We start from the raw sequence: 24,536 nt of genomic DNA, 5'->3' as shown, positions 1-24,536 counted from the left end.
GCTTTCAGGGGCTGTCTGCAAAGTGTTCGGGATACGCAGGTTTAGAGTTTGCAACGAATATCGCAATCATACTTAGATTCATGGAACACTTTGTGGGTTTATAAAGGGGGGAGAGCATTGCTGACTTGGGCGGAGTTGACATGGGCGAGCTGGGCGGCGCATGCGATGATCGGCGTGACCGGTTTTCTTGCAATTTATTACGCGCTTCAGTCTCTTCCGTACCGGAAGCGGCGCTTTCGGTTTCGCTTGGCTAAATGGACAAGTCCCGGCAAACGTATGACGCCGCCTATGGTTCTCATGAGCCTTCTGCTGATCTCGCCGGGGGCGGATGCACGGGAAGAAAAGCAGCAGCTGCTCGATGGAATCGGCTTTCCGCTGCACGTTTTATTGTACGAGGCTGTTCGCCGCATCGGTATTGCTGCCGCTGCGGTCGCGGCGGGCGCTGCCTATATGGGGTTTCGGCAGCCTGCATTTACGCTGTATTTGCCTCCCGCATATGTGCTGGCCGGGGCCGTATCGTTCGGTTTGCTGCTTTTGTTCGATAAGTTTACGTTTGCAGCGCTCAACAAACAAAGATCGGACCGGATCATCAAAGAAATCTATGTGCTTAGCCATCAGCTTCTTTATTACGGAGGTTCCCAAATGAATCTTCACAGCAAGCTGACACGCTGTTTGCCGCATGTGCGCACGATCCGCAGCGAGTTCCATTTACTGCTCAACGAATGGTATTACGACGCGGAGGAGGCCATACAATCGTTCAAGCGCAGAGTCGGCACCGATGAGGCATTTTCCTTCGGCGATACGTTAAGCGCGATCAGGCAGAATGAGAGCGAAGCGTATTACCGGCTGTTAAAGCAGCGCATCCAGGATTACAAAGACAAGCTTGATTTGCTCAAGGAAAGCCGTAAGGAAACGATATCCTACGCGCTGTTTGTGATGGCGGGCATTCCGATATTGAATACGTTCCGCTTGTTCATATATCCGTGGGTACAGGAAGGGCAGCAGATGTTTCAAACGTTGAACTGACTTGGGGCTTCCCGGTACAGACGGGTATGCCGGAGAGTTCATATTGCTTCACAGTCGCGCTTTGGAGGGACTTTACTAATCGTTAACGAGACAAGGGAGGAATTAATAATGAGAAATATTTTGGTAACCGTCATGATGCTGATCGTCGTAGCACTGCTCTTTACAAGCATCGTCAATAACAGCGGCACGGGGTTGAGAGCGAACATTCAATCGAAAGGATCGACGGCGAACTCCGACATTACGGCCTTGCAGCCTTAGCGGAGGATGGGGCAATGCGGGAAATATTGATTACGGTCATGCTGCTGATCGTCGTCATCGCCATTTACAACGTGACGATCGGAGGACCCGAAGGCAGCAAACAGCACGTCCGCGACAGCGGCGGCCGGGTCAATGGGACGATTCAGCGCATTAATCCGTAGCCGTTTTCGGAGGAGAGGCAGACATGAAGCAGATTTTAATGTTCGTCATGTTCGCAAGCTTGCTGTGTTGGGTCATGTTTGCCCCGATATATAAGCATGTACTGTTGGTCAGACAGGCCGTCTTGCAAAAAGAAGTCGATTATATGCTCGAAATCGGGGCGAACGGTACACATGGCTACGTCGATGCCGCTATGATCGCCGAATCGCGAATACGTTTCACCGAGTGGGGATTTACGCCATCGGAGTTGACCTATACGGTTACGACGACGAACGGGGTGAACGGTATGAATCCGAGCGCTCCCGTACTTAGAGGCAACGGCATACAGCTGGAAATCAGTTATCCGTTCGGCAACGCTTTCCGGATCGACCGGCTCGTAGGCATGACGCTGCCGCCGGAGAACGGAAGACTTTCCGCAGTCGGTCTGAAAATGAGCGAGTACGTTCCGTAGCCGGGTAATCGAGCCGAGGGACGGATATGGCGAGCTGGAATGGCAAGTGCGGGGGAGTGCGGGAGTGATTCGCGGTGTTTGGAGATGTCCCGGGACATAAGCAAAGCCCTACGACTTCCTATTGAGAAGCGGCGAGTCGGGGCGCCAAACTATGTGATGAAGTGAAATTGTTCGGATCAGGTTAATTTGTCGCATGCCATGTAGTTTGTGTCCGGCTATCGACAAGAATGGTGGAGTGAAGCGATGTACAAGCTTGTTTTGTATATGCTCGTGCTTGCTTTCGTCATGCTGCTGCATGCGCTGCAAACGGATGAGGAGGTGGCGATGCAAACTTTGTTTCGAGCGAAGCACGGGGTCAATTATGCGGCGCATGCAGCTGCGCAGCAGCTTGATTCGGAACGCCTTGCCAACGGAGTTGTGGCGCTGGACCCGATTCGTGCCGAGAATACGGCGATGCAGTATTTGCAGCGCAACTTGCGGCTGGGTACGGACAATAGGCCGCTGCCCGGAACATTTTTGCAGGCTCGGGTCGATGTCGTGGCTTTCCGCGTCGTCAACGCAGACGAAATATTTCCGTATACGTATATCCATCCGGCCACCGGTTATTCGGTCGTTTTGAACCGGCCCGGCGTCATTCTGATTATCAGGCTCGAATATCCGCGTACGTTTACCGTCATGGGGCCGATCGTTTGGGATGTAAAAAGTGCGGCGGAGGTTGTATTTTAAAAGTATCGTTCAAGAGTATATCCTGCGGCGGACAACAGTACAGCCGATAGGAACCGGCGCTTTTTCCGTGTATAATCAGGGAAGAAAGGAGTCCGGTACTATGGTCAACTATTTGTCACGCTTGCAAAAGCTTCAGGAGAAAATGCAGAGAAAGCAAATCGACGGCTTCGTCGTAACGCAAAACGTCGATATTTATTATTTTACAGGGACGATGCAAACGGGGTATTTATTTATTCCTGCGGAGGGGGAGGCCGTATTTTACGTCCGCCGCAGCATCGTGAGGGCACAGGAGGAATCGGCCGTTCTTGTTGAAGAGCTCGGCTCCATGCGAAGCTTCGGGGAACGTTTGAAGAAGCAAAGTCCGCAGCTTTTTGAAGACGGGCGAAGCCCGATATTGGCAACCGAATACGATGTTTTGCCTGTGCAGGTATTCGAGAGGCTGCGAACCGCTGTGCCGAATGCGAATTGGACCGACGGCTCGCTTCTTGTCAGGGAAACGCGGATGATCAAGTCGCCGGCGGAAATCGCCAAAATTAAAGAAGCGGCCCACGTCATCGACATTGCCTACGAGAAAGCCGTCAATCATGTAAAAGAGGGAATGCACGAGTTTGAGCTGATGAGCATGATCGAGCTGACGATTCGCCTGAACGGGCATGCCGGCTTGATGCGGATGCGGGGATACAACCAGGAGCTGATTACCGGAATGGTCGGCTCCGGCGCCGCAGCGGCGATGCCGACGTACTTCGACGGACCGGCTGGCGGACAAGGCTTGAGCGCAGCCGCTCCGCAAAGCTCCAGCCGCAAAAAAATCGGGCAAAACGAGCCCGTGCTCGTCGACATCGGCTGCAACATAGACGGATACGTCATCGATCAGACGAGAACGCTCGTAATCGGGGAGCTCAGCGAAGAGCTGACCCGCGCTTACGTTGTGTCCGAACGCATTTTGCGCGAAACCGAGGCGCTGCTGAAGCCGGGAACGATCTGCGAGGAGTTATATGCGAATGCGCTGCGTATTGCCCGCGAGGAAGGACTTGCCGACCATTTCATGGGGTATGGCGCCGATCAGGTGAAATTTCTCGGGCATGGCATCGGTTTGGAGATCGACGAGCTGCCTGTGTTGGCCAAGGGATTTACGTATCCGCTCGAACCGGGCATGGTCATTGCGATCGAGCCGAAGTTTACGTTTCCCGGCGTCGGCGTAGTGGGCATCGAAGACAGCTATGCGATCACCGAATCGGGCTTCGAGAAGCTGACCGTCTCAAGGGACGGCATCACCATCGTAAAACCATAATAAAACCATAATAAAACTAACGAACGGCTGCATCCGCGAATGGGAGGCAGCCGTTTTGTTGTCTATTTCGTGCATACGTGCTGCTGTCGCCGCCAGCTTTTTATGAGCGCCGATCAAGCCGTGAAATAGGCGAACTCTTGCATCCTTATGACGTAATATAATGTACAACAGTCTAGTTGGAGGAGATGTTTGCAAGATGAGTTCGCAGTGGAATCCCTACTCGTATTACTCAACTAGAAACGCCCCGATGCCGCAGGATACGCAGCATCTCATACAAATTGCAATAAGCTTGGACAGTCGTCTGGATAAGCTCATTAAATTGATGGAAGAAAACAATCAATTGCTCCGATCCATCGAGCAGCAGCAAAACCGTGTCGTTACAGCAGGCGGAGGCTCGGTTATTGTACGGATGTAAATGTTAGGCGCGCATACGGAAATGAGCCTTCGCCGTTAAGAGCAAAAACCGCTCGCCTTCTAGCCCGCAGCGGTTTTTGCATCCGGGGCGAAGCTCCCTTGCATGTGAAGCGCCATAGACGAAGGATCGATCTCGTCGTCTTTCCGTTGGATCCGGTATTCCAGCGAAACCCGCAATCGGTCCTCCGTAACGTTATGCAGCGCTTTATGCACGGTCATGCTGTGAAACAGAAGCAAATCTCCCAGTTGGAAGTCTGTCGTTAACCAGCGCAGACCGCTTTGTTCCAGCACATCGTCGGGAATGCCGTTGCCGCCGGTCCCCGACATCCGCACGTGCTGAAGCACGTTGAGGTGATTGGAGCCTTCCAGAACGGCGAGACCGCCAAGCTCGCTTGGGCAAGCGCTCGTGGGGATCCAATTCGTGTAGGTCTCCTGTGTGCCTTTAATATAAAAGAGATCCTGATGCGACGGCGTCGTCTGTGCAAAGCTGCCGGGAAACGTGATGCGGCCGATGCGGCGTCTATGCTCGAGCGTTTCGGCTTGCAGCAGTCCGGAGTACAGCAGACTGAGAATGGGGTTTCGGCCGAAAGCGTTAAAGCTTTCAAGATCCAATATTTCGCGATATAAACGGGAGGTCTCGAAGTTTTTTTTCAATTCCGTCTCCCTGCCGGAAAAAATGCCGTCTAGTAAGGATGTCCCTTCTTTAATAAGGTCGTGCTTTGCAGCCAGACTGAGCATATCGCGGCGAATATTGAGCAAAGCCTCTTTATCCAGCAGCTCGCGGAAAAATAAATAGCCCTTCTCCTTCAAGCGGTTGCGCAGCGCCGGAATGTTGTGCAGCAGCTCGTTCGATACCTCGAATTCCCCATACATAGATTTGTTCATCGTTCGATCCTTCCTTTCCATTTATCTTTTGGAAATTTATAATGTTAGTATAAAACAGCAATCATTACGTGTATTTGGAATTCGTGAATAAGAATTTATCTTATATGAACATTGTTGGGGGCTGTTGTTTTTGAAATGGGACGACTTGCGGCCTGTAGTGGTGTTTGCCAACAGGCTTCCGTGCGCACCGGGATTCAAATTCGGTCCGCGGACGATCAGCGACCATCAATTTATTTATGTGGCGGCCGGGAAAGGAACGGCAATCATTCAAAATCGCCGCTATGAAGCAAGTAGAGGAGGGCTGTTTTACTATGGCCCGGATATCGTGCATACGTTTGAAGCCGACGCGGACGACCCGATGATCGTCTACGGATTGCATTTCAAGGTAGATGGTCAGCTGCCCGAACGGAATCAAATTCTGGCGGGGAAAATTCAGGAGGTAACGGGGGATTATGAAGCGAGCATTCCGAATCGTCTGCAGATAGGAGAGACGGGTTGGGAGCAGTTGGATATTCCCGAACATTTTCAGGCGGGTACGACATGGGCGCTGCATACGTTCGAAAGGTTTACGGAGCTGTATGCGGCTAACGATGCCATTGCGCATGTTCGGAACCGGGTACTGCTGCTGCAATTCATGGTTCAGCTTCACGGACTTGTCATGCAGACGAATGCGAAGGAGACGGAAACGTCCGACTCGGTCATGCAGCTGGTAATGGAGAAGCTGAAAGAAAACGCAGCCCTTCCCTATGAAAGGAAGTGGCTGCGGGAATGGACTTCGTATCACGAAAATCATGCGGCGCGGTTGTTTCAGAAGCGGTTCGGGCTTTCGCCGCATGCTTTTTTTATCGAGCGAAAAATGCATTTGGCCAAACAATGGCTGTCGACGACCGATATGCCCGTTTCGGAAATCGCCGAGAGGCTGCATGTTGGCACGATTCATTATTTTTCGCGGTTGTTCAAAACGCAAACCGGTCAGACGCCGACGGCGTACCGGCAGCTTCGGCATATGATTTAAATGCAGCCGATGTATAAGGGATGTGCAGCCTGACTTCTCTCGGCGTGCGATGCGGTGCTGAAGCGCGTTAGCGAGATAGCTGAAGCTCTCCTTATTGCCGGATAATCTTATCGATCGCTCCGTACGCCAGCGCTTCTTCTGCATTCATGAAGTAGTCGCGATCGGAGTCGCGGTCGATTTTTTCAATCGTTTGGCCGGTGCGTTCGGCCATAATGCCGTTCAGCAGCTTGCGGGTTTTGATGATATGCTCGGCGCGGATTTGAATGTCGGTCGCTTGGCCTTGCGCGCCTCCCCAGGGCTGATGGATCATCACTTCGGCGTTAGGCAGCGCGGAGCGTTTCCCTTTGGCGCCGCCGATGAGCAGGAAGGCTCCGATCGATGCGGCCATCCCGACGCCGATCGTGGCGACATCCGGCTTAATGAATTGCATCGTGTCGTAAATCGCCAGACCTGCGGAAACCGAGCCGCCCGGCGAATTGATGTACAAATGAATGTCCTTCTCCGAATCCTCGGCCGCCAGAAACAGCAGCTGCGCAATAATCGCATTCGAAACCTGATCGTTCACCTCGCTGCCGAGAAAGACGATCCGATCCTTCAGCAGCCTCGAATAAATATCGTAAGAACGCTCTCCTCTGCCGGATTGCTCCACTACCATCGGAATGTAGCTCATGGAAATCCCTCCTCAATAATCAGTAAATAGTAAATATCAGCTCTACATTAAGCGGCCATGCGGATATGTTGCGAACTGCGGCTGCTTGCACTTTGCGGGACGTCCAAATGGCGGATCGTACCGAAGCCTGAGGAAATGACGACGATTTTCGCTGCCGTTCCTGCAACCGTATGAACGACGACATTCGGAATAATTTCCGAACCGGCGGCAGAATCGCGTCTAGGAAAAGCAATGACTTGACCCGGAACGGCTTCCGTCGCAGGGGCTGCAGGCGCTGCGGCTTCTTCCTGCACGGTTGTTTCATTCCCCTTAGCCGAATCATCGTCCGTTTTAGGCGCGATGGGGGCTGTGGTCTCAAGCATTGAGCGTTTTTCGTTCCACGGACCGTGACCGGCGGGAGTTTCAGGCAGGTTAGGCATAGCACTTTCCTCCTGTGCAAATTTTTCATTTTTGCGGACGCCGTCAGCAAGTTGCGGCTTGGACTCGTTCATCGCGCTACTCCTCCTTCATCGGCTCGGGATAAACGGCGGCAAGCAGTTGAAAGGCGATTGCATCGTCCGCAGCCGTCGTTTCATATTTGCGGATCAGCTGCTCGACCAAGGTGACATATTCATTGATAAAAGCTTCGCGCTGAGACTCGTCGGCCAAGCGAACCTTCGAGGCGAGCGAGGCGCTCGGCACCTGCACTTCCTTGTCGGATTGCTCCATCAGCCGCAAAGCGTCGCGCTTCATCCTGTCGGACATGGTGACGAGATGGGCGAGCGAGCCTTGATCGCGCATTTGCTGCGCCGTCGACGGCTGGAAGCCGAGCGAATCGGCAATGACGAACGTTCTTGCCGCGGCCTGATACAGCACTTCTACCAGGTTACGGACTTGGCGGGTGCCGACTCTTCGCGCGAGACCGACCTTCTCCAGCGCCTTCAGATGGTAGTTGATCCGCTGCGCCGTTTCGCCCATCCCGCGGGCGATTTCCGCCGCCGAGGCGGGCTCCGCCATGATCGCAAGCAGCTCCGCGCGAAGCGGATTCAGCAGCGCCATGGCCTGTTCCGCCGACTGTACTACATAAGTCTCGGCAATTTCATGATTATTCAAAGCATATGCTCCTCATACAATTTTTATTTCACGTAAAAATATTTTATTACGTGTGGAGGATGAAGTCAAGTGGGGGGCAAGATTGATGATGATGAGCTTCTTGATTATAGAGTCGGCCTAGCATTCCTGAACAGAGAAACGCGTATTTTGCTCTGGAAAGTGGAGAAGTCATCTTCATTTTTCGTGCGATTACGCTGCAGATTGAGGATAAGTACGGGATTGAGTCAGGCAATCCAGCCAATTTTATTGTATTGAATGTGGAGAATGAGTATGAGGCAGTTCGAAAGCAAGCTGCGTTACTGTACTCTTTCCGTAACGGTAAGATCATTGCCGTTACAAAACTGAACGAGACGAGCGTGCAGCTGGGCAATACGCGCGAGACCATTACATTTCAAAAACAAACGCGAAGGAGGTTTTGGGTCTGCTTCTTGTTTTAGGCTTAATAAATACATATCGGTGACAACCACGTCTGCTCCTGCTTGTGCAGGAAATTAGAGATGCAAAACTAGAGTATAGATAAAGAACGGTTATCCCAGCTAGCTCTTGCGAGCCAAAGCGGGATAACCGTTCCTTGTTAGTGTGAAATTAAATCAAGTTGGATCTCTCAAGCAGACGTTGGATAATTACTGCTACTTCGGCTCTTGTAATAAATGCCTTCGGCGCAAGTTCCGTTCTTGTTCTACCTGTCACTATGCCGGACTGTACACTGTCCGCTATACTGCTTATTGCCCATTCGGAAGCTTTCGCTATATCCTGATATGGATGTAGAGTTGTCTCGATGGATTGAATAGGAAGCCCCGCTTTCAGACTTGTAATGGTCATCGCTTTGGAGATCATCGTCATGGCTTGCTCACGCGTGATGTTGTCATTCGGACCAAAGGAACCATCAGCATATCCATTAATCAGATTATAGGCATATGCTGTGTTAATAAAGCTGCTGAACCAATCCGACGCCTTCACATCCGTGAATACTGAATCTCCACTCTCCAGCTTTAGCCCGAGGCCGCGTACAAGGATTGCCGCAAACTCAGCACGAGTGATGTTACGATCGGGACTAAACTGTCCTTTCCCTGTACCGTCGATCACCATTCGCGATCCCATGTCAATGACAGCCGTCTTCGACCAATGGTTTACCACATCGCCAAATTCAATTGGATGCCACACTAAAGCATACGTACTGTTCGTCAAGCTATTGATGATCGCGTAATATTTGCTGTCTTTCTTCTTTATTTTGGTCGGTACATGACGGACAGTTCCATCTGGGTCTATGACAACGCCTGTTGTGATTTTGCTTGGATCCACCTCGTCAGGAATCGCTATGGTTCGCTCTACGTAAGCATTGAACTTCTCAATCGTAATCGTCCGATCTCCGTACGTACTATTAATTGTAAAGCTGATCGGAGGGGCTACGATTGTAAAGGTTCCCTTCAGAGCTGCATTTTCGACCACGTTCACCATAGCTGCTGTCGGCTCTGCAATTTCAATCTTAACCATAATATCTTGCAGGGCGACTGATTTTCCGACCTGATTGGATATGGCATCGATGTTGATTTGGTTGGTAGGGATCGTGTAGGTTGCCGTTCCCACTTTGATCTCCAGAACGACTTGATTGTTCTCCATATTTTTGACTATTTGCCCGTTTAGCTCGCTAATCACAACGTCTGTATTCGTTGATAATATAAGGGTGACCACTGCACCTTGGCCTTCTGCCTCGATTAATGCCTCAAGGTTCTCCTGGTTAAGCGTTATGGTCGTGACTTGCCGATTATCCACCTTCGTCGTTGTAGCAACGCCTATATTTATCGCCATCCCATTAATAAGCACGTCCACCACGTCCACGCCTGAGCTCGTTGTCGCTGGTTCGCTTGGTGCCGTAGGTCGCGGATTCGCTGTGAATGTCAGTGTTGTAGATGCGCCAGCCGGCGTGCCAGTTGCCGCATCTGCCGCTGCTCGTACGAGCACTGTGCGATTACCGGACAAGTCAGGCGCGTTCGATCCGTCGTACTTTACATAGCTGCCGCCGTCGATCTGAAACTCCATCGTTGTAGTCAGACCCACAATGACGTTAGCCGCATCATCGGCGGTTACATTCGGTGCAGCTGGCGGATTCGCTGTGAACGTCAGCGTTGTATCTGCGCCAGCCGGTGTGCCGGTTGCCGTATCTGCCGCTACTCGTACGAGGACTGTGCGATTACCGGACAAGTCAGGCGAGTTCGTTCCGTCGTACTTTACATAGCTGCCGTTGTCAACTTTGAACTCCATTGTCGTATCTAATCCTACGATGACGTTTGCTGCATCATCGGCTGTCACATTCGGTGCAGCTGGCGGATTCGCTGTGAATGTCAGTGTTGTAGCTGCGCCAGCCGGCGTGCCAGTTGCCGCATCTGCCGCTACTCGTACGAGCACTGTGCGATTACCGGATAAGTCAGGCGCGTTTGTGCCGTCGTACTTTACATAGCTGCCGCCGTCGATCTGAAACTCCAACGTCGTAGTCAGACCCACAATGACGTTAGCCGCATCATCGGCTGTCACATTCGGTGCAGCTGGCGGATTCGCTGTGAATGTCAGTGTTGTAGCTGCGCCAGCCGGCGTGCCAGTTGCCGCATCTGCCGCTACTCGTACGAGCACTGTGCGATTACCGGATAAGTCAGGCGCGTTTGTGCCGTCGTACTTTACATAGCTGCCGCCGTCGATCTGAAACTCCAACGTCGTAGTCAGACCCACAATGACGTTAGCCGCATCATCGGCTGTCACATTCGGTGCAGCTGGCGGATTCGCTGTGAATGTCAGTGTTGTAGATGCGCCAGCCGGCGTGCCAGTTGCCGCATCTGCCGCTACTCGTACGAGCACTGTGCGATTACCGGACAAGTCAGGCGCGTTCGTTCCGTCGTACTTTACATAGCTGCCGCCGTCGATCTGAAACTCCATCGTCGTAGTCAGACCCACAATGACGTTAGCCGCATCATCGGCGGTTACATTCGGAGCTGCCGGCGCTGGCGGATTAGTCACCGTTACTAAACTGGTGGCTGTCTTGCTTCCATCTGCCGTCGTCACCGTAATCGTCGCCGTTCCTGCAGCCACCGGAGTTACGAGTCCGTTATTGTCCACAGTTGCAATAGTCGTATCGCTGCTTTGCCATGTCACACTCTTGTTGGCGGCATTGTTAGGCGAAACCGTTGCCGTAAGCGTGACCGGAGTTCCTCCGATTGCCATGGTCAACGTAGGATTATTCAGAGCGACGCCGCTAACCTGAGCTCCGATTACGATATTTCCAACGTTTACTCCTTGACCTCCATTGACCGCCGCTGTCGCCTCGCCATTCCCGTACCCCGCAGCCGTCACCGTTAGATTTCTGTTGCCCGGTGTAACATTGTTCAATGCAAAACTTCCGAGCGCGTCTGTTGTGGTTGATGATGTTGTCCCGGCTATAGCAACCGTGGCGCCATTGACAGGATTATTGCTTGTATCCAGCACAGTGCCGCTCAGCGTTCCAGGCGTGTATACCATTTTTGTAGCGTTCTCGGCCGCTATGTATAAAATGTCGAAAGCGTCTTTGCTTATGGAGAACACTCTCCCCAATGTGGCGGCATCCGCCGCTCCGCCATCCCCTGTATTTCCGCTTGTTCCATTTCCTGCTACCACATCGATGATTCCGGTGGCAAGATCGATTTTGCGTACAACATAGTTGTCATATTCCGCAAAATACAATTGCCCGTCAGAAATAATCATATTGTGCGGACCCTTCAACTTGGCGTCGCTGGCCTGGCCACCGTTGCCGGTGTACCCGCTAGATGAGGCGGTTCCTGCTATGACGGTAACATTATTGTTATTGCTCGTATCGACTTTTTTGATTACATGAGCCGTATAATCGGCCACGTATACGTTGCCGTTCGAATCCACAGCCATACCCATATTCTGATTAAAGCCGGACGCCAGCACCGTAACATTTCCCGTCGTATCTACCTTTTTAAGCATGGTTAGAGTGTCCGAATAATAGACATTTCCGGAATTATCAATAGCAAGTGCCATGCTCGTCACGTTAGTCGGACCGGAGATTGAAGTGACCGTTCCCTGAGGATCTATTTTTTTCAACCCGGAATTAGCCGCCGCATAAATATTATCGTTAGCATCTGTGACAAGTTGGTAAGTTGTCGATCCCAAAGACGCAAATTCGCTCTCCACTCCTGCAGTAGAAAGTTTATATATTTTACTCCCAACCGACGTTTTTACGTAATATATATTACCTAAAGAATCAGCCGTTATTCCTTGAGTCCCTACATTCTTGATTGTACTGATAATGGGTGTAGACGATGCCGCGGATACCGGGATACTAGAAAACACAAAACCCGGATACAATAACATGGCCATAACCATAATGAAGCAAACTTGTCTCACGAATTTACGAATATACATATTGATCCTCCAACGGATTAGTGATTTCTACCATACTTAACTCGCTTCTATCTGAACATCTTAAGGGAATTTCAGTAGATAATAGTCCTACTAAAGTAGTATGCAGCAAAAAAATAGGCAGAAATCGACTTTTCGAAGTGCCACGGCAGCTTTTTTAGCATTTTCGCCGATAGACTCGTAAAGGTGAACCGTATCACAAGTAACGGCGAAAAATATTGATCCAGATAAAGTTGACATGTCAATTGAAGAAAAGGTAATTTCGCATTTTTGTACCGGATTATTACAAGCTTCATTCTCGGAAATTTTAAATAGTAATATGCTTACTGAGTGGTTGATATTTAGAAATGTTGAACCATCAATCATTTACCGGAACAAATTTTTGTAGTTTCGGCTGGTGAGAACATTGTCCGATTGAACTCCGTAAATCGCAGGTTATTTCAAGCGGAGTTAAAAACGTTGTTGACACGACACCAAATGCTCTCCTACAATAAAAATGTCACCAAATGGTGTCCTATCAAAAAATCGGCAATAAGCTTAGGAGAGGGTGTTGTGAGCGAGAACAACCAGTTGCGGGATGTGTTTGACGCGATTGCAGACCCAACCAGACGCAAACTGATTCGTCTGTTAGCAGAGGCAGAGGAGATACCGCTTCATGAATTAACGGCGCAGTTTCAAATGGGCCGGACGGCGGTATCCAAGCATTTGACAATTCTTAAAGAGGCCGGACTGGTACTTGACCGAAAAGTCGGAAGAGAAACGCGATTTAGGCTAAACGCCTCTCCGCTCAGAGAGATTCAAGATTGGCTGGCTTTCTACAGCAAGTTTTGGAGAACGAATTTATTACGACTGAACCAATTATTAGAAGAGGAAGAAGAATGAGTTTAACATTAACCTTGGACTTTCAGTACACGACATCTACTTAAGCCTGATATTTCACCGGTAAACGCGCCAGTCCTTAGCTTATGCTTACGAAGTCGCTTTCTTCGAGAGCGTTTGGGAGGCGATGCCGTTTATCCTTGTGTATCGAACCGGGCAATCGGGCAAGTTAAAACAAAAAGGGGGTACCTTGATGATAAAAGGCGAAAGGAATCCTAAGATTGATCCTTACTTTAACAAGCTTAAGCAGTGGAAGGAAGAATTCGAGCTGTTGAGAGATATCGTTCTTGACTGCGGGCTGACCGAGGATTTTAAGTGGATGCATCCTTGTTACACGTTCGACAATAAAAACATTGTTCTGATTCATGGTTTTAAGGATTACTGCGCTCTTCTGTTTCACAAAGGCGCATTGTTAAAAGATCCCCATGGGATCCTAATCCAACAAACCGAAAATGTTCAGGCAGCGCGCCAGATTCGGTTCACCGATGCTCAAGCGATAGATGAAATGCAGCTTATCTTGAAAGCATATATCGATGAGGCCGTTGAAGCAGAGAAAGCCGGTTTGCAAGTGAACTATAAGAAGAATACGGAATACATCATACCTGAAGAATTAGAAAATAAATTCGTTGAAATCCCCGACTTAAAAACGGCTTTTGAAGCATTGACGCCGGGACGGCAAAGAGCTTACATCCTGCATTTTTCCGCAGCCAAGCAATCCAAAACTCGTGAGTCAAGGGTTGAAAAATATATCGTGAATATCCTCGATGGAAAGGGATTGGATGATTAGTATATTTTAAGTATGTCAAAGGAATAAAACGTGGATTAACTCCGAGCTAAGCGCGGAGTTTTTGTTTGTGCGGATAGCAACGTACGTATTTGTCGGGGGAGGAGCCCTTGCAAAGGTAGGGGAAAATGCAGACGGGGGGATACTGTGGCTGACTCAAGTAACCATCGTTGATTTCCACTCCCTTTAAATTAGGAGAGATAAAGGGTATTATTTATGTTTTGGGTCACTTTGTCGCCGGGTGCATCCGATAACATTTTTCATTGTAAACAGGAGAGATTAGTTTGAAAAAAAATAATGAATTAAGCATGACTTTCAAATGCAAAAGATCTGCACGCAGGAAGCGTTCAATAAGTCTAATCCTATTGCTTTGCTTTTTAGTCGTTCCCGTTTCTGCGCATGCCGAATCAACCGTTCCTACGGCACCATCGACAAAATCTATCGCCACAAATACGACGTCAGAGGCTGTCCAAATACCGGCGGTCGGTTCACTCCATCTTAAACTCAAATCTGCCGTACTTATCGAACCGTCAACAGGTCAAGTCTTATTATCAACTAACGCCGATACGGCTTACGCTCCTGCAAGCATGACTAAACTGATGACAGGGTACATTGTCGAGGATAAAGTCAAAAATAAACAAATTTCGTGGGACGACGTTGTAACCGTCAAAGAAAATGCTTCTAAAACGATTGGCTCACGCGTTTTCCTTGCTAAAGGGGAAAAGCATACTGTAAAAGAACTATTTACTGCGATGGTCGTACATTCCGCTAATGACGCCGCGGTTGCTCTTGCTGAATACGTATCCGGCACGGAGAAGGACTTCGTTAAACGAATGAACGAGGAAGCGAAACGTATGGGAATGACAAATACTTCCTTTATCAATACAACTGGACTTGACCGTTCGGATATGCCCATTCCATTTCGTCCTGAGGAAAAAGGGGAAAATATGATGTCTGCAATGGACATTGCGAAATTGGTAACCTACATGCTCCAGGATCACCCTGATTTTTTGGAAGTTACTTCGATTCAATCCTATAAGTTCCGTGCATCGGACAAAGAACCGCTTGTAAACACGAATTGGATGCTGGAATCCAATAAACAAAATACAAAATTGAAGCAATACGCTTACGAGGGTCTTGACGGATTAAAGACCGGATTTACCGACAGAGCGGGCTATTGCTTTGCGAGTACTGCAGAACGTGATGGAATGCGATTGATCAGCGTCGTAATGGGTACGGAATCGACGGCCGAACGATTTACAGAGACGAAAAAAGTGTTGGACTTTGGATTTAATCACTTTGAAGTGAGACAAGTGGCAGCCGGCGATAGTGTAGCAAAGGGCGTTGAAAAAGTTCCGGTAGTAAAAGGTAAACAAACAGAGGCTCCGGTAGTGACTGAACAAGCCGTTGATTTTCTTGTTCCTAAAGGGACCGATACATCTCAGCTTTCGTTGAAGACCAGTGTAACGTTAGAAGAGCTCACTGCTCCTTTTGATGCAGGAACGAAGGCGGGGACAATCACTTTCACCTACCAAGGCGAGGGGATGGATAAGGTCCAAGAGAAGACGGTTAACTTGGTCACTGCGGAAAAGATGAAAAAGGCAGGATGGTTCCGCTTGATGTTACGTTCGATACGTGAAGGATTTCGCAGTCTTTTTTGGTGAAACAGAAAGAATGTTTGCGTTCGCGACTCGCGGGCGCTTTTTTGATGCGGCAGCTTGATTCCCATTGCTGACCTTGTGCCTGCATGCAGATTCATAATGTCTGATAGTGTTTTAAAAGATTCTTTATTTTATCTTGGATCGTGTTTTTTAACGATTCAGGCTTCACGGAAACAACGTAATTCCCATACTTCATAAAATAGTCAGCTATAAACGCCTCTTCTCCCGAATTATAAAATCCCGAAATGACGGTTCGATCGCCATTTTCCATTTTCATGGAAGGATAATGTTCTTTATAAAAAATATCTTTTGCTTGTTCTAAAATTTCCACTTCAAAGTCAATACTGCTCTCGGAACGATAAATTTCTAAAGAGCGGCTAAGGAGTTCGTCGATAGAAAGCGGAAATTTCGCGGTTGCTTCCGTTATAGCGGTTATTCGATCGCATCTGAAAACCCTATGTTGATTCGTGTGGAGTTCTATCCCTGCAGCGTACCATTGGCCGAATTTAGCGGAAATTTTGAAAAATTGAACTTGATAGCTTTTTACCTGATTATTTTTCGAATATTGAATGTTACAGCTGCTCTCGGTAAGAATGCTTTTTAAGATTTGATCCAAAAAGCGGCTGGCGTATTGATGCGGGTACATTTCAAATTGCAGAACTTTTTTCATTCTGTGAATGTGCTCGATTTGTTTTTTAGAAAGACAGGTTTCGAACTTTTCATTCAGTTGATTGCCGCTTAAATGGAATGGCGTGGATTGATAAGCTTCCAAAGTCAACATGGCAAAGTACAGCGCATACACTTCATCAATCGTAAACGTAATGGGGGATAACAACCGATTTTTTAAGATCCCATACCGACCGTGTCTGCCATGCTCCGCATAAATAGGCATACCCAATTGTTCCAATGAACGAATATCGCGTAGAGCCGTACTTTTTGAAATCTTATATTTATCCGTCAGGTCATGTAGATTAAAAAATTCCCGACCGTTTAAGTATGTAATCATGTCGTTTAATCGTTCTGATTTCTTCATGTTAACTCTCCTTATAAAGGTGTCATGACTTGATACCTTTAAAAGATATACTAAGCTCAGGATACAAATCAAATGAGCCAAGACGCAAAGGAGACGAATCCCATGAGTACTACGCTGGAAGCGGCAATATTTTTATCCATGAACGGAAAGGCAAAAGAGGCTGTAGATTTTTATAAAAAGCATTTGAACGCAGAGGAACGATTGCTTGTAACCTATGAGGACATGGCAAAACGCGACAGCTCTTTACAGCTTACGGATGAAAATAAGCATTATATTTCCCACTCCGTCTTATCCATCGGAAAAACAAAGGTGATGCTGGCGGAGGATACGATGGACGGCAAAGAAACATATACGGTCGGCAACAACACCTCCTTATGTATTCAAAGTGCGGACTTAGAGGAAATAGAGCATTTTTACAAGAGCTTGACCACGGATGACAGAGTGAGGGTCATCGTTCCTCTATCCGCCAATGTGTTCAGCAAAGCGTATGGAATTATTGAAGACCCGTTCGGTATTCAAATCCAGCTTATGTATGATGAGCGATTGCAATAATATCAAAAACCGCCTTCAAAACTGCTGCAAAGCGGGGATGGAGGCGGTTTTTTTGCGGGGAAACCTTATACCATTAAAATTATAAGTATTCCTAAAATGCGGCCTTATGGTAATCTTGGAGAAAATGGGGGTGGGATTATCCGTACGGGGCTGGGCAAGCTGAAGAGCTCACTGTTGTTCCGCATTGCCATCATTTTGGCTTTGCTGCTGATACCGATTGTCTTGATCGGAAATAACTTCTACGCCGGGGGGCGGGAGTCGCTGCGCCGCGAAATATCCAATTCGATGGAGTCGCGGGTTGAGGCGAATATACGCGCGATGGAGAAGGAAGTCGAACGGATTCAATTGCTGCAGTTCGAGCTGATTAACGACGAGTTCCTGAACAAGCTGGCGGTTATTCCGGACTATATGAACAAATTCGACAAAAGTCAGGCTATCCTGCTGCTGCAGGACAGGCTGTTTGCTCTGAAGAACAGCAGCGTTTATATATCGGATGTGTCCGCTCATATACCTTCCATCGACCGCACGATAACCGCTATGCAGGGGGCGGGCGCGATGGCGCGCGAGCAATTCGACGCTACCCGCGAGCTGGCTCGGAAGAGTCCCGGAAAAGCCATCTATGTACTCGGCGGCATCCCGTACATCGTGCTCGTTCACGAGGTGCGCGATCTGTACGAAGGCGAAAATGCGCTGTATTCCATCATTGTAGAGCTTTCCCCGAACGAGCTGAGCAAGTCGTTATCCGCCTTGGAAAGCAGCGAGAATAGCGGTTCCGTGCTAATCGATCCGAGCGGCGAATTTATCGTTCGCACGCATCATTACGAGAATCCGTTTTTGGAACGGTATATCGACCGGTATAAATCGGGTGTGCCCGGCGGATATGAAAAGATAAGCAGTGTGGGGAAAGGCGACGATCACGTGCTCGTATCCTCTCGCTTCTCGCCATTGCTCGGTTTCTCGCTCATTCATTATATTCCCGAGAAAAGCCTGTTTAACAATTTGTACCGTTACCAGCAGCTGTTCTGGGTATTAATAGCGGTGTTTCTCGTCTTTATTATCGTTCTTTGCTTTTCCCTGTACCGAATGATCCACCGGCCGTTATTGGCGCTTTTGCAGGCGTTCCGAAAGATGGAGAAGGGGGATTTGGACGTGGCGGTCGCCGTGAACAGCCGCAGCGAATTCGGTTATTTGCTTCAAGGCTTTAATAAGATGTCCCGCCATTTGCGGGAGCTGATCGAACAGGTGTATACGCACAAAATATTAGTGCAGCGCGCCGAACTGAAGCAGCTCCAGTCGCAAATTAATCCTCATTTTCTATATAACAGCTATTTCTCCCTGTATAACATGATTGCGGTGGAGGATCATGACAGCGCCAAGCAATTCGCCTCGCAAATGGGCAGCTATTTGCGGTATATTACCCGCAATTCCACGGATGAGGTTCCGCTTTACGAGGAGGCCAAGCATGCGATGATCTACGTGGAAATTCAGGAACGGCGTTTCCGTCTGCGGATGAAGGCGCAGTTCGGCGAAGTGCCCGAGTCCTACCGGGCGGTTTTGGTACCGAGGCTCATTCTTCAGCCGTTAATCGAAAACGCCTTCGAGCATGCGTTCGATCATATCGAGGAAGGCGGTCTTCTAGCCATTTCATTCGAGGAGGCGGACGATTGTTTGCTGATTTTGGTGGAGGACAATGGCCCTAACTTGGATGACGAACGGCTGGAGAAGCTTCAGCGATTGCTGGAGACGGATGACAGCACGATCGAAACGACCGGTCTTCTGAACATTCATCGAAGATTGCGTCTGAAATACGGGGAAAGCAGCGGAATCGGCGTTAGGCGCAGCCGTCTCGGAGGATTGGAAATTCGCTTGGCGATATGGAAGGGGGAGAAGGAACATGCTTCGATTGCTGATCGTTGACGACGAGCCTGATATTGCGGACGGTCTCTATACGCTTCTGGAAGAACGGTTTCCGTTCGAGCTGGAATTGTACAAGGCCTATTCCGGCAAGACGGCGCTCGAATGGATAAGGAGAGGGAAGTTCGACATCGTGCTGACCGATATCCGGATGCCCGTTCTAAGCGGACTGGAGCTGCATAAGCACATTCGCCGTCTGTGGCCGAGATGCAAGGTCGTCTTTCTAACGGGGCATAGCGAATTCGATTACGTGTACGAGGCTATTCAGTATGACAATACAAGCTACCTGCTAAAGACCGAAGGTCATGAAACGATACTGGAGACGATCGGCAAGCTGACGGAGGATATTGCGGGAGAGCGGCAGATCGAGGGACTGATGGCCAAAGCGATGCAGCAAATGGAACAATCGCTGCCGCTGCTGCAGAACGAGCTGTTAAACGAGCTGCTCCACGGCGAAGCCGCCGTTATGCCGGACATAGCCGGACAATTCGAGGAGCTGCGCATGCCGCTTGATCCGCGGCGTCCCGTACTCCTTATGATGGCCAAGCTTATGGCATCGGACCGCGGAGCATGGAAAGCCGGCAAGACGCAGCTTCATGCGGGAATGAAAGCGATCGAGGATCAGTACGGTTATTCCCGTCTGATTATGAGGTACATGTTTGTCGGCAAAGACACGATCGCCTGGTTCGTTCAACCGCCGGCAAGCAACCCGGACGAACAGCCGGAAGAGCCAGCTAGGTGGAGCGATATTCAGCTGGCCGTCCGGGATTATGCGGAGAATGCGGAAGGCGCCTTTCTGCGCTCCTTCGATATTTCGCTGTTCTGTCTCTTGGACCGTTCGCCTTGCGAGTGGGAGGATATCGCCGACCGCTGGGCGATGCTGGAGCATGAATACAATCGTCAAGCCGGCGACCGGAACGGAGTCGTTCAGGTGGAATTCGACGAGACGGAGCTTTACCGGGCGAAAATGCTGCGCAAATCGGATCTGATCGGCGACTATTTGGCCACCGGCCAAGAAGAAGCCTTCGATGCCGAGTGGAAGCATTTCACTGCCGAGCCTATGCGGCTCGAATCGGTTTATGCTGCGCTTTCGCTCGTTTTTCTGCGTCATATACACCGCTTCAATCTGCAGGAACGCCTATCGGCGCATATGGATTTATCGCTTTTGCTGCAGTCTTCCAGCCATCCGCTTGATTCGGCGTCACTGATCGGCTATTATGACCGGCTGGCCCAAACGATTTTCGAGCTGCAGCGGCAGGATCAGACGGAACGCCGGGACCGGACGATCGATCTGTTGAAGGGGTATATCCGCGATCACCTGGGCGATGACCTGTCGCTCATGCGTTTATCCGAGGTTGCGGAGTGGAATCCCTCGTATTTGTCCCGGGCGTTCAAGAAGGCGACGGGCACGAATGTGCTCGCCTACATCCATGAGACGAAGCTGAAGGAAGCCATGCGGCTGCTGCTCCAACCGGATATGAAAATTCATGAAATCAGCGCAACGCTCGGCTTTATTTCACCGCCGCATTTTACACGGTTTTTCAAGAAAGCTTGCGGTTTTACGCCGCAGGATTACCGGGCGCGCGAGGAGCGGCAGTGAATGATCGAGGTAAAAAATAGGTAAGCGAATGTAAAGAAACGGCCTGTTACGAAAGTTTATGTAACGGGCTTATACTTGATTCAAGCAAGTGACAGCGTTTACAGCTCAAGGGGGATGAAACATGCGACATGCAAGTCTAAAGCGTTACCTGCTATTCGCCGCAGCTGCACAGCTTCTTTTCGTAACGGCATGCGGCAGCAGCACGAACGAGGGATCTGGCGGGAACAAGAATGACCAAGGCGCAGAAACTACCGTAAACAAACAAACCGCCGACGAGCCGCTGGGCAAATACGAGTCCAAGATTGAAGTGACTACGGCCAGGTGGCTGCCGCCGTCCCTTAAATTCGAGAAGGGCGACAGTATCGACAACAACATCTGGTACCGCTCCTATGAAGAGGAGCTGGGCATTAAGCTTGTCAATAAGTGGAGCGTTCCGCAAACCCAATGGCAGCAAAAAATGAATGTCACCATTGCCTCGGGCGATATTCCGGATATTTTGACGGTAAACGCCAATGAGCTTAAACGGCTTGTCGACGCCGATATGGTCGAAGACCTGACGGCCATATTCGATAAGTATGCTTCGGATAAAACGAAGAAGGTCATCTCTAATGACGGAGGAAACGGCATCAAAGCTTCCACATTCGGGGGCAAGCTGCTTGCGCTTCCGGGGGTTACGTTTACCGGTACCGGCGCCCAAATGCTCTGGATTCGTCAAGACTGGCTGAAGAAGCTGAATCTGGCGGAGCCGAAAACGATGGATGACGTATACAAAATCGCGGAAGCGTTCGCCAACCAAGACCCCGACGGGAACAACCAGAAGGATACGATAGGCCTCGGCGGCATCAATAAGGATCTGAATTCCATGATGGGCTTCTTCGAAAGCTTCCATGCTTATCCGGGCCGCTGGGTCAAGGACGGATCGGGGCTGGTGTACGGGGACATTCAGCCGGGTCTCAAGCCTGCGCTGCAAAAGCTGCAGGAAATGTTCAAGGCCGGTCTGATCGATCCGGAATTTGCTGTCAAGGATCAGGCCAAGGCGTATGAGCTGATCGCATCCAACAAAACAGGGATGTTTTACTCCGGAGAAGGCGCCGTATGGTGGCCGCTCACCGATCATTACAAGAAGGAAAAGTCTGATTGGAAGCCGTATCCTCTGATCTCCTTTGACGATAAGCCGGCCAGCACCTCGGGCGGCGTTCCGGTCGGAAACTACTACGTCGTTCGCAAAGGGTTCAAACATCCGGAAGCGCTCGTGAAGCTGCTGAATTTTGCGGTAGAGAAGCAATATGGTCCGGAAGGGCGTCTGGACGCATACTGGTACGGAGGCGAAAACAAGGAGATCAACGTATCGGCTTTTGCGGCAGTCATTATAAGCGACCCGCTGGAGCTCATCAATATTCACCGGGGCGTTCAAGCATCCGTAGATGCCGGGAAGTACGTGGATAATCCGATTGCCGACGTGAAGCATCATTATGATCTTTACCAGCTGTGGTTGTCCGGCAAATTCAAAGACGGCAATGAGGAAGGGCAAGCCTGGTCTTCCTATAAGTGGGCGGGCCCAAAAGGCGGCATGAACGTAGTAAGCGACTATGTGAAGGATAACAAGTACCTGGTTGACGAATATTCGGGTCCGAGCACGCCGACGATGACAGCCAAGAAAAGCACGCTGGACAAAATGAAGCAGGAAGTGTTCACGAAGATCATCATGGGCCAAGCGGACATCGGCGAATACGATAAGTTCGTTGCCGACTGGAAGAAGCTGGGCGGAGACGAAATTACAACCGAGGTCAATGACTGGTACAAAGCCAAAAAATAGACGGAGGAACTTGGAGGAGGCAGGGTTTGTCCTTGCTTCCTTCTTAATGAATACACAAAGGAATGATAGCGATGCATGCGGCTGCCGCCAAAAGAAGACTATGGAAGAAGCATCTCCCTCTGCATCTGATGCTGCTGCCCGGAGTTCTGTTGTTAATATTTTTTCATTACATCCCGATGGCCGGAATCGTCATTGCCTTTCAGCAATTCATTCCTTCCAAGGGCTTTTTCGCTTCCAAGTGGGTAGGCTGGGATCAATTCGAATTTATGCTCCAAATGCCCGGAATCGGCCAGGTGCTTTGGAACACGATCTATATCGCTTTTCTGAAAATCATATTCGGCCAAATGGCGCCGATCGTTATGGCTTTACTGCTGAATGAAGTGCGGAAATCCTCGATTAAGCGAACGGTTCAGACGCTCATTTATTTGCCGCATTTTCTCTCGTGGGTTATCCTGGGCGGGATTCTGATCGATATTCTCTCGCCTTCGCAGGGGCTGCTTAATGAAGTGACGGGCTGGTTCGGGATGAAGCCGATATTTTTTCTCGGCAACGATAAGTTGTTTCCTTACGTGCTTGTCGTCACGGACGTTTGGAAAGAATTCGGGTTCGGCACGATCGTTTATCTGGCTGCGCTCACGAGCATCAATCCTACCTTGTACGAAGCGGCCGTCATGGATGGTGCGGGCAGATGGAAGCAGACGATCCATGTGACCTTGCCGGGCATGCTGCCGATCATCGTGCTGATGGCGACGCTCAGCCTCGGAGGCGTGCTCAATGCGGGCTTCGACCAAGTGTTCAATCTGTATAACCCGCTCGTCTACCGGACGGGGGATATTCTTGACACATTCGTCTACCGGCTCGGCCTTATCGATGCCCAGTATGCGGTTGCGACAGCTGTCGGGCTGTTCAAATCGGTCGTCTCTTTGATTTTTGTCGGAGCCTCTTACTGGCTGGCTTACCGATTAGCCGGATACCGCATTTTCTAAAGAAAGGAGAGGCATTCATGGACATCAACGACTCGCTGGGACGTAAAATTTTTCTCCTCTGTAACAATGTATTTCTAATTGTCTTGGCTGTGGTTTGCTTGCTTCCGCTCATTAACATCCTTGCGTTGTCCTTCAGCTCCAGCTCGGCGGCAACGGCGGGGGCGGTGAAGCTGTGGCCGGTTGATTTTACACTGAGCTCCTATAAATACGCGCTGTCCAAACCGGAATTTCTGCAGTCGCTGCTGGTTTCCATAAAACGGGTTGTCCTGGGGACGATCATCAGCTTAGCGGTCGTCATTATCTCCGCATATCCGCTGTCGAAGGAGCGGGCGGATTTCCCCATGCGAACCTTTTATGTGTGGTTTTTCTTTGTGACGATCCTGTTTAGCGGGGGACTCATTCCTACTTATATGGTCATTCGCAACTACCATATGCTCGATACGATCTGGGCGCTTGTCCTTCCGGGAGCGGTGGCGGTGTTTAATATCGTGCTGCTGCTCAATTTCTTTCGCGGTACGCCGAAGGAAATCCAGGAGGCCGCATTTGTCGACGGCTGTACCCACTGGCAGCTGCTGTGGAAAATCATGGTTCCGATATCGATGCCTGCGCTGGCGACCATTTTGCTTTTTACATGTGTCGGTCAATGGAATTCCTGGTTCGACGGCCTGATCTATATGAACTCGCCGGCGAATTATCCGCTGCAGACCTACTTGCAGACGCTTGTCGTAAGCACGGAGCTGTTCACCGCAGGAGGAAACTTGACGGCAGAGGATATGAAGGCGCTGGCGGAAGTATCGGACCGTACGACCAAAGCTTCGCAAATCTTTATGGCCGCGATGCCTGTTCTGGTCCTTTACCCTTTTCTGCAAAAATATTTTATGAAAGGCATCGTGCTTGGCAGCGTGAAAGGATAG

The 24,536-nt window shown here is 49.9% G+C and carries 23 protein-coding genes; 17 read left to right on the top strand and 6 right to left on the bottom strand.

Annotated features, from left to right (window positions below):
• Positions 1-117: 117 nt before the first annotated feature.
• From DQG23_RS28160 to DQG23_RS28140, 7 genes are all read left to right on the top strand, one after another.
• Positions 118-1,026, top strand: a complete 909-nt coding sequence (locus DQG23_RS28160; protein WP_113034376.1) for a hypothetical protein — start codon at positions 118-120, stop codon at positions 1,024-1,026.
• A 108-nt stretch (positions 1,027-1,134) separates the two neighbouring features.
• On the top strand, positions 1,135-1,284 hold the full coding sequence (locus DQG23_RS42645) for a hypothetical protein (protein ID WP_192894649.1): 150 nt from the start codon (positions 1,135-1,137) through the stop codon (positions 1,282-1,284).
• 14 nt (positions 1,285-1,298) lie between these two features.
• Positions 1,299-1,445: a hypothetical protein gene (locus tag DQG23_RS42295; protein WP_158560734.1), complete on the top strand. Its 147-nt coding sequence runs from the start codon at positions 1,299-1,301 to the stop codon at positions 1,443-1,445.
• Positions 1,446-1,468: 23 nt separating this feature from the next.
• On the top strand, positions 1,469-1,894 hold the full coding sequence (locus DQG23_RS28155; RefSeq protein ID WP_113034375.1) for a hypothetical protein: 426 nt from the start codon (positions 1,469-1,471) through the stop codon (positions 1,892-1,894).
• A gap of 243 nt (positions 1,895-2,137) precedes the next feature.
• Positions 2,138-2,620: a hypothetical protein gene (locus DQG23_RS28150; protein WP_113034374.1), complete on the top strand. Its 483-nt coding sequence runs from the start codon at positions 2,138-2,140 to the stop codon at positions 2,618-2,620.
• Positions 2,621-2,720: 100 nt separating this feature from the next.
• Positions 2,721-3,911 carry a M24 family metallopeptidase gene (locus tag DQG23_RS28145; protein WP_113034373.1) on the top strand — a complete coding sequence of 397 codons (1,191 nt, stop codon included), beginning with the start codon at positions 2,721-2,723 and terminating at the stop codon, positions 3,909-3,911.
• Between the two features lie 196 nt (positions 3,912-4,107).
• Positions 4,108-4,326, top strand: a complete 219-nt coding sequence (locus DQG23_RS28140; RefSeq protein WP_113034372.1) for a hypothetical protein — start codon at positions 4,108-4,110, stop codon at positions 4,324-4,326.
• A 59-nt stretch (positions 4,327-4,385) separates the two neighbouring features.
• Here DQG23_RS28140 and DQG23_RS28135 read toward each other — a convergent pair whose 3' ends face one another.
• A complete protein-coding gene (locus DQG23_RS28135; RefSeq protein ID WP_158560733.1) occupies positions 4,386-5,210 on the bottom strand; it encodes a phytanoyl-CoA dioxygenase family protein in 825 nt (274 codons plus the stop codon).
• A gap of 130 nt (positions 5,211-5,340) precedes the next feature.
• Here DQG23_RS28135 and DQG23_RS28130 point away from each other — a divergent pair, with 130 nt between their 5' ends.
• A complete protein-coding gene (locus DQG23_RS28130; RefSeq protein ID WP_146762394.1) occupies positions 5,341-6,225 on the top strand; it encodes a helix-turn-helix transcriptional regulator in 885 nt (294 codons plus the stop codon).
• 91 nt (positions 6,226-6,316) lie between these two features.
• On the opposite strand, the gene clpP is transcribed toward DQG23_RS28130, so the two are convergent.
• The 4 genes from clpP to DQG23_RS28100 form a co-directional block, all read right to left on the bottom strand.
• On the bottom strand, positions 6,317-6,895 hold the full coding sequence (gene clpP, locus DQG23_RS28125) for an ATP-dependent Clp endopeptidase proteolytic subunit ClpP (protein ID WP_113034369.1): 579 nt from the start codon (positions 6,893-6,895) through the stop codon (positions 6,317-6,319).
• Between the two features lie 47 nt (positions 6,896-6,942).
• Positions 6,943-7,386, bottom strand: a complete 444-nt coding sequence (locus DQG23_RS28120; protein ID WP_113034368.1) for a hypothetical protein — start codon at positions 7,384-7,386, stop codon at positions 6,943-6,945.
• Positions 7,387-7,390: 4 nt separating this feature from the next.
• Positions 7,391-7,987, bottom strand: a complete 597-nt coding sequence (locus DQG23_RS28115; RefSeq protein WP_238178067.1) for a winged helix-turn-helix domain-containing protein — start codon at positions 7,985-7,987, stop codon at positions 7,391-7,393.
• A 585-nt stretch (positions 7,988-8,572) separates the two neighbouring features.
• Positions 8,573-11,962 (bottom strand): DUF4073 domain-containing protein, encoded by a 3,390-nt coding sequence (locus DQG23_RS28100; RefSeq protein ID WP_158560732.1) that lies wholly within the window; start codon positions 11,960-11,962, stop codon positions 8,573-8,575.
• A gap of 987 nt (positions 11,963-12,949) precedes the next feature.
• Here DQG23_RS28100 and DQG23_RS28095 point away from each other — a divergent pair.
• From DQG23_RS28095 to DQG23_RS28085, 3 genes are all read left to right on the top strand, one after another.
• Positions 12,950-13,279 carry an ArsR/SmtB family transcription factor gene (locus DQG23_RS28095; protein WP_113034365.1) on the top strand — a complete coding sequence of 110 codons (330 nt, stop codon included), beginning with the start codon at positions 12,950-12,952 and terminating at the stop codon, positions 13,277-13,279.
• Positions 13,280-13,469: 190 nt separating this feature from the next.
• The gene (locus DQG23_RS28090; RefSeq protein WP_113034364.1) at positions 13,470-14,063 is read left to right on the top strand and encodes a YdeI/OmpD-associated family protein; all 594 of its coding nucleotides are present in this window, start codon (positions 13,470-13,472) and stop codon (positions 14,061-14,063) included.
• A 281-nt stretch (positions 14,064-14,344) separates the two neighbouring features.
• On the top strand, positions 14,345-15,724 hold the full coding sequence (locus tag DQG23_RS28085; RefSeq protein ID WP_238178066.1) for a D-alanyl-D-alanine carboxypeptidase family protein: 1,380 nt from the start codon (positions 14,345-14,347) through the stop codon (positions 15,722-15,724).
• A 91-nt stretch (positions 15,725-15,815) separates the two neighbouring features.
• Here the strand turns inward: DQG23_RS28085 and DQG23_RS28080 are convergent, their stop codons facing one another.
• Positions 15,816-16,754 (bottom strand): helix-turn-helix transcriptional regulator, encoded by a 939-nt coding sequence (locus DQG23_RS28080; RefSeq protein WP_113034363.1) that lies wholly within the window; start codon positions 16,752-16,754, stop codon positions 15,816-15,818.
• Positions 16,755-16,856: 102 nt separating this feature from the next.
• Between DQG23_RS28080 and DQG23_RS28075 the strand changes: the two genes are divergently transcribed.
• From DQG23_RS28075 to DQG23_RS28050, 6 genes are all read left to right on the top strand, one after another.
• Positions 16,857-17,306 (top strand): VOC family protein, encoded by a 450-nt coding sequence (locus DQG23_RS28075; RefSeq protein WP_113034362.1) that lies wholly within the window; start codon positions 16,857-16,859, stop codon positions 17,304-17,306.
• Between the two features lie 96 nt (positions 17,307-17,402).
• Positions 17,403-19,223: a sensor histidine kinase gene (locus DQG23_RS28070; RefSeq protein ID WP_113034361.1), complete on the top strand. Its 1,821-nt coding sequence runs from the start codon at positions 17,403-17,405 to the stop codon at positions 19,221-19,223.
• Positions 19,201-20,820, top strand: coding sequence for a response regulator (locus DQG23_RS28065; protein ID WP_113034360.1), 1,620 nt, complete (start codon positions 19,201-19,203; stop codon positions 20,818-20,820). Before DQG23_RS28070 ends, DQG23_RS28065 begins: the two co-directional genes overlap by 23 nt.
• Before the next feature lie 121 nt (positions 20,821-20,941).
• Entirely contained in the window at positions 20,942-22,636 is a 1,695-nt protein-coding gene (locus tag DQG23_RS28060; RefSeq protein ID WP_113034359.1) for an extracellular solute-binding protein, read from the top strand.
• A 71-nt stretch (positions 22,637-22,707) separates the two neighbouring features.
• Positions 22,708-23,622: an ABC transporter permease gene (locus tag DQG23_RS28055; protein ID WP_113034358.1), complete on the top strand. Its 915-nt coding sequence runs from the start codon at positions 22,708-22,710 to the stop codon at positions 23,620-23,622.
• A 17-nt stretch (positions 23,623-23,639) separates the two neighbouring features.
• A complete protein-coding gene (locus DQG23_RS28050) occupies positions 23,640-24,536 on the top strand; it encodes a carbohydrate ABC transporter permease (protein ID WP_113034357.1) in 897 nt (298 codons plus the stop codon).

This window comes from Paenibacillus contaminans, assembly GCF_003285015.1.
Taxonomy (GTDB): Bacteria; Bacillota; Bacilli; order Paenibacillales; family NBRC-103111; genus Paenibacillus_V; species Paenibacillus_V contaminans.
The sequence above is the reverse complement of the archived record's forward strand: the minus strand, read 5'-3'. Positions and strand labels throughout refer to the sequence as shown.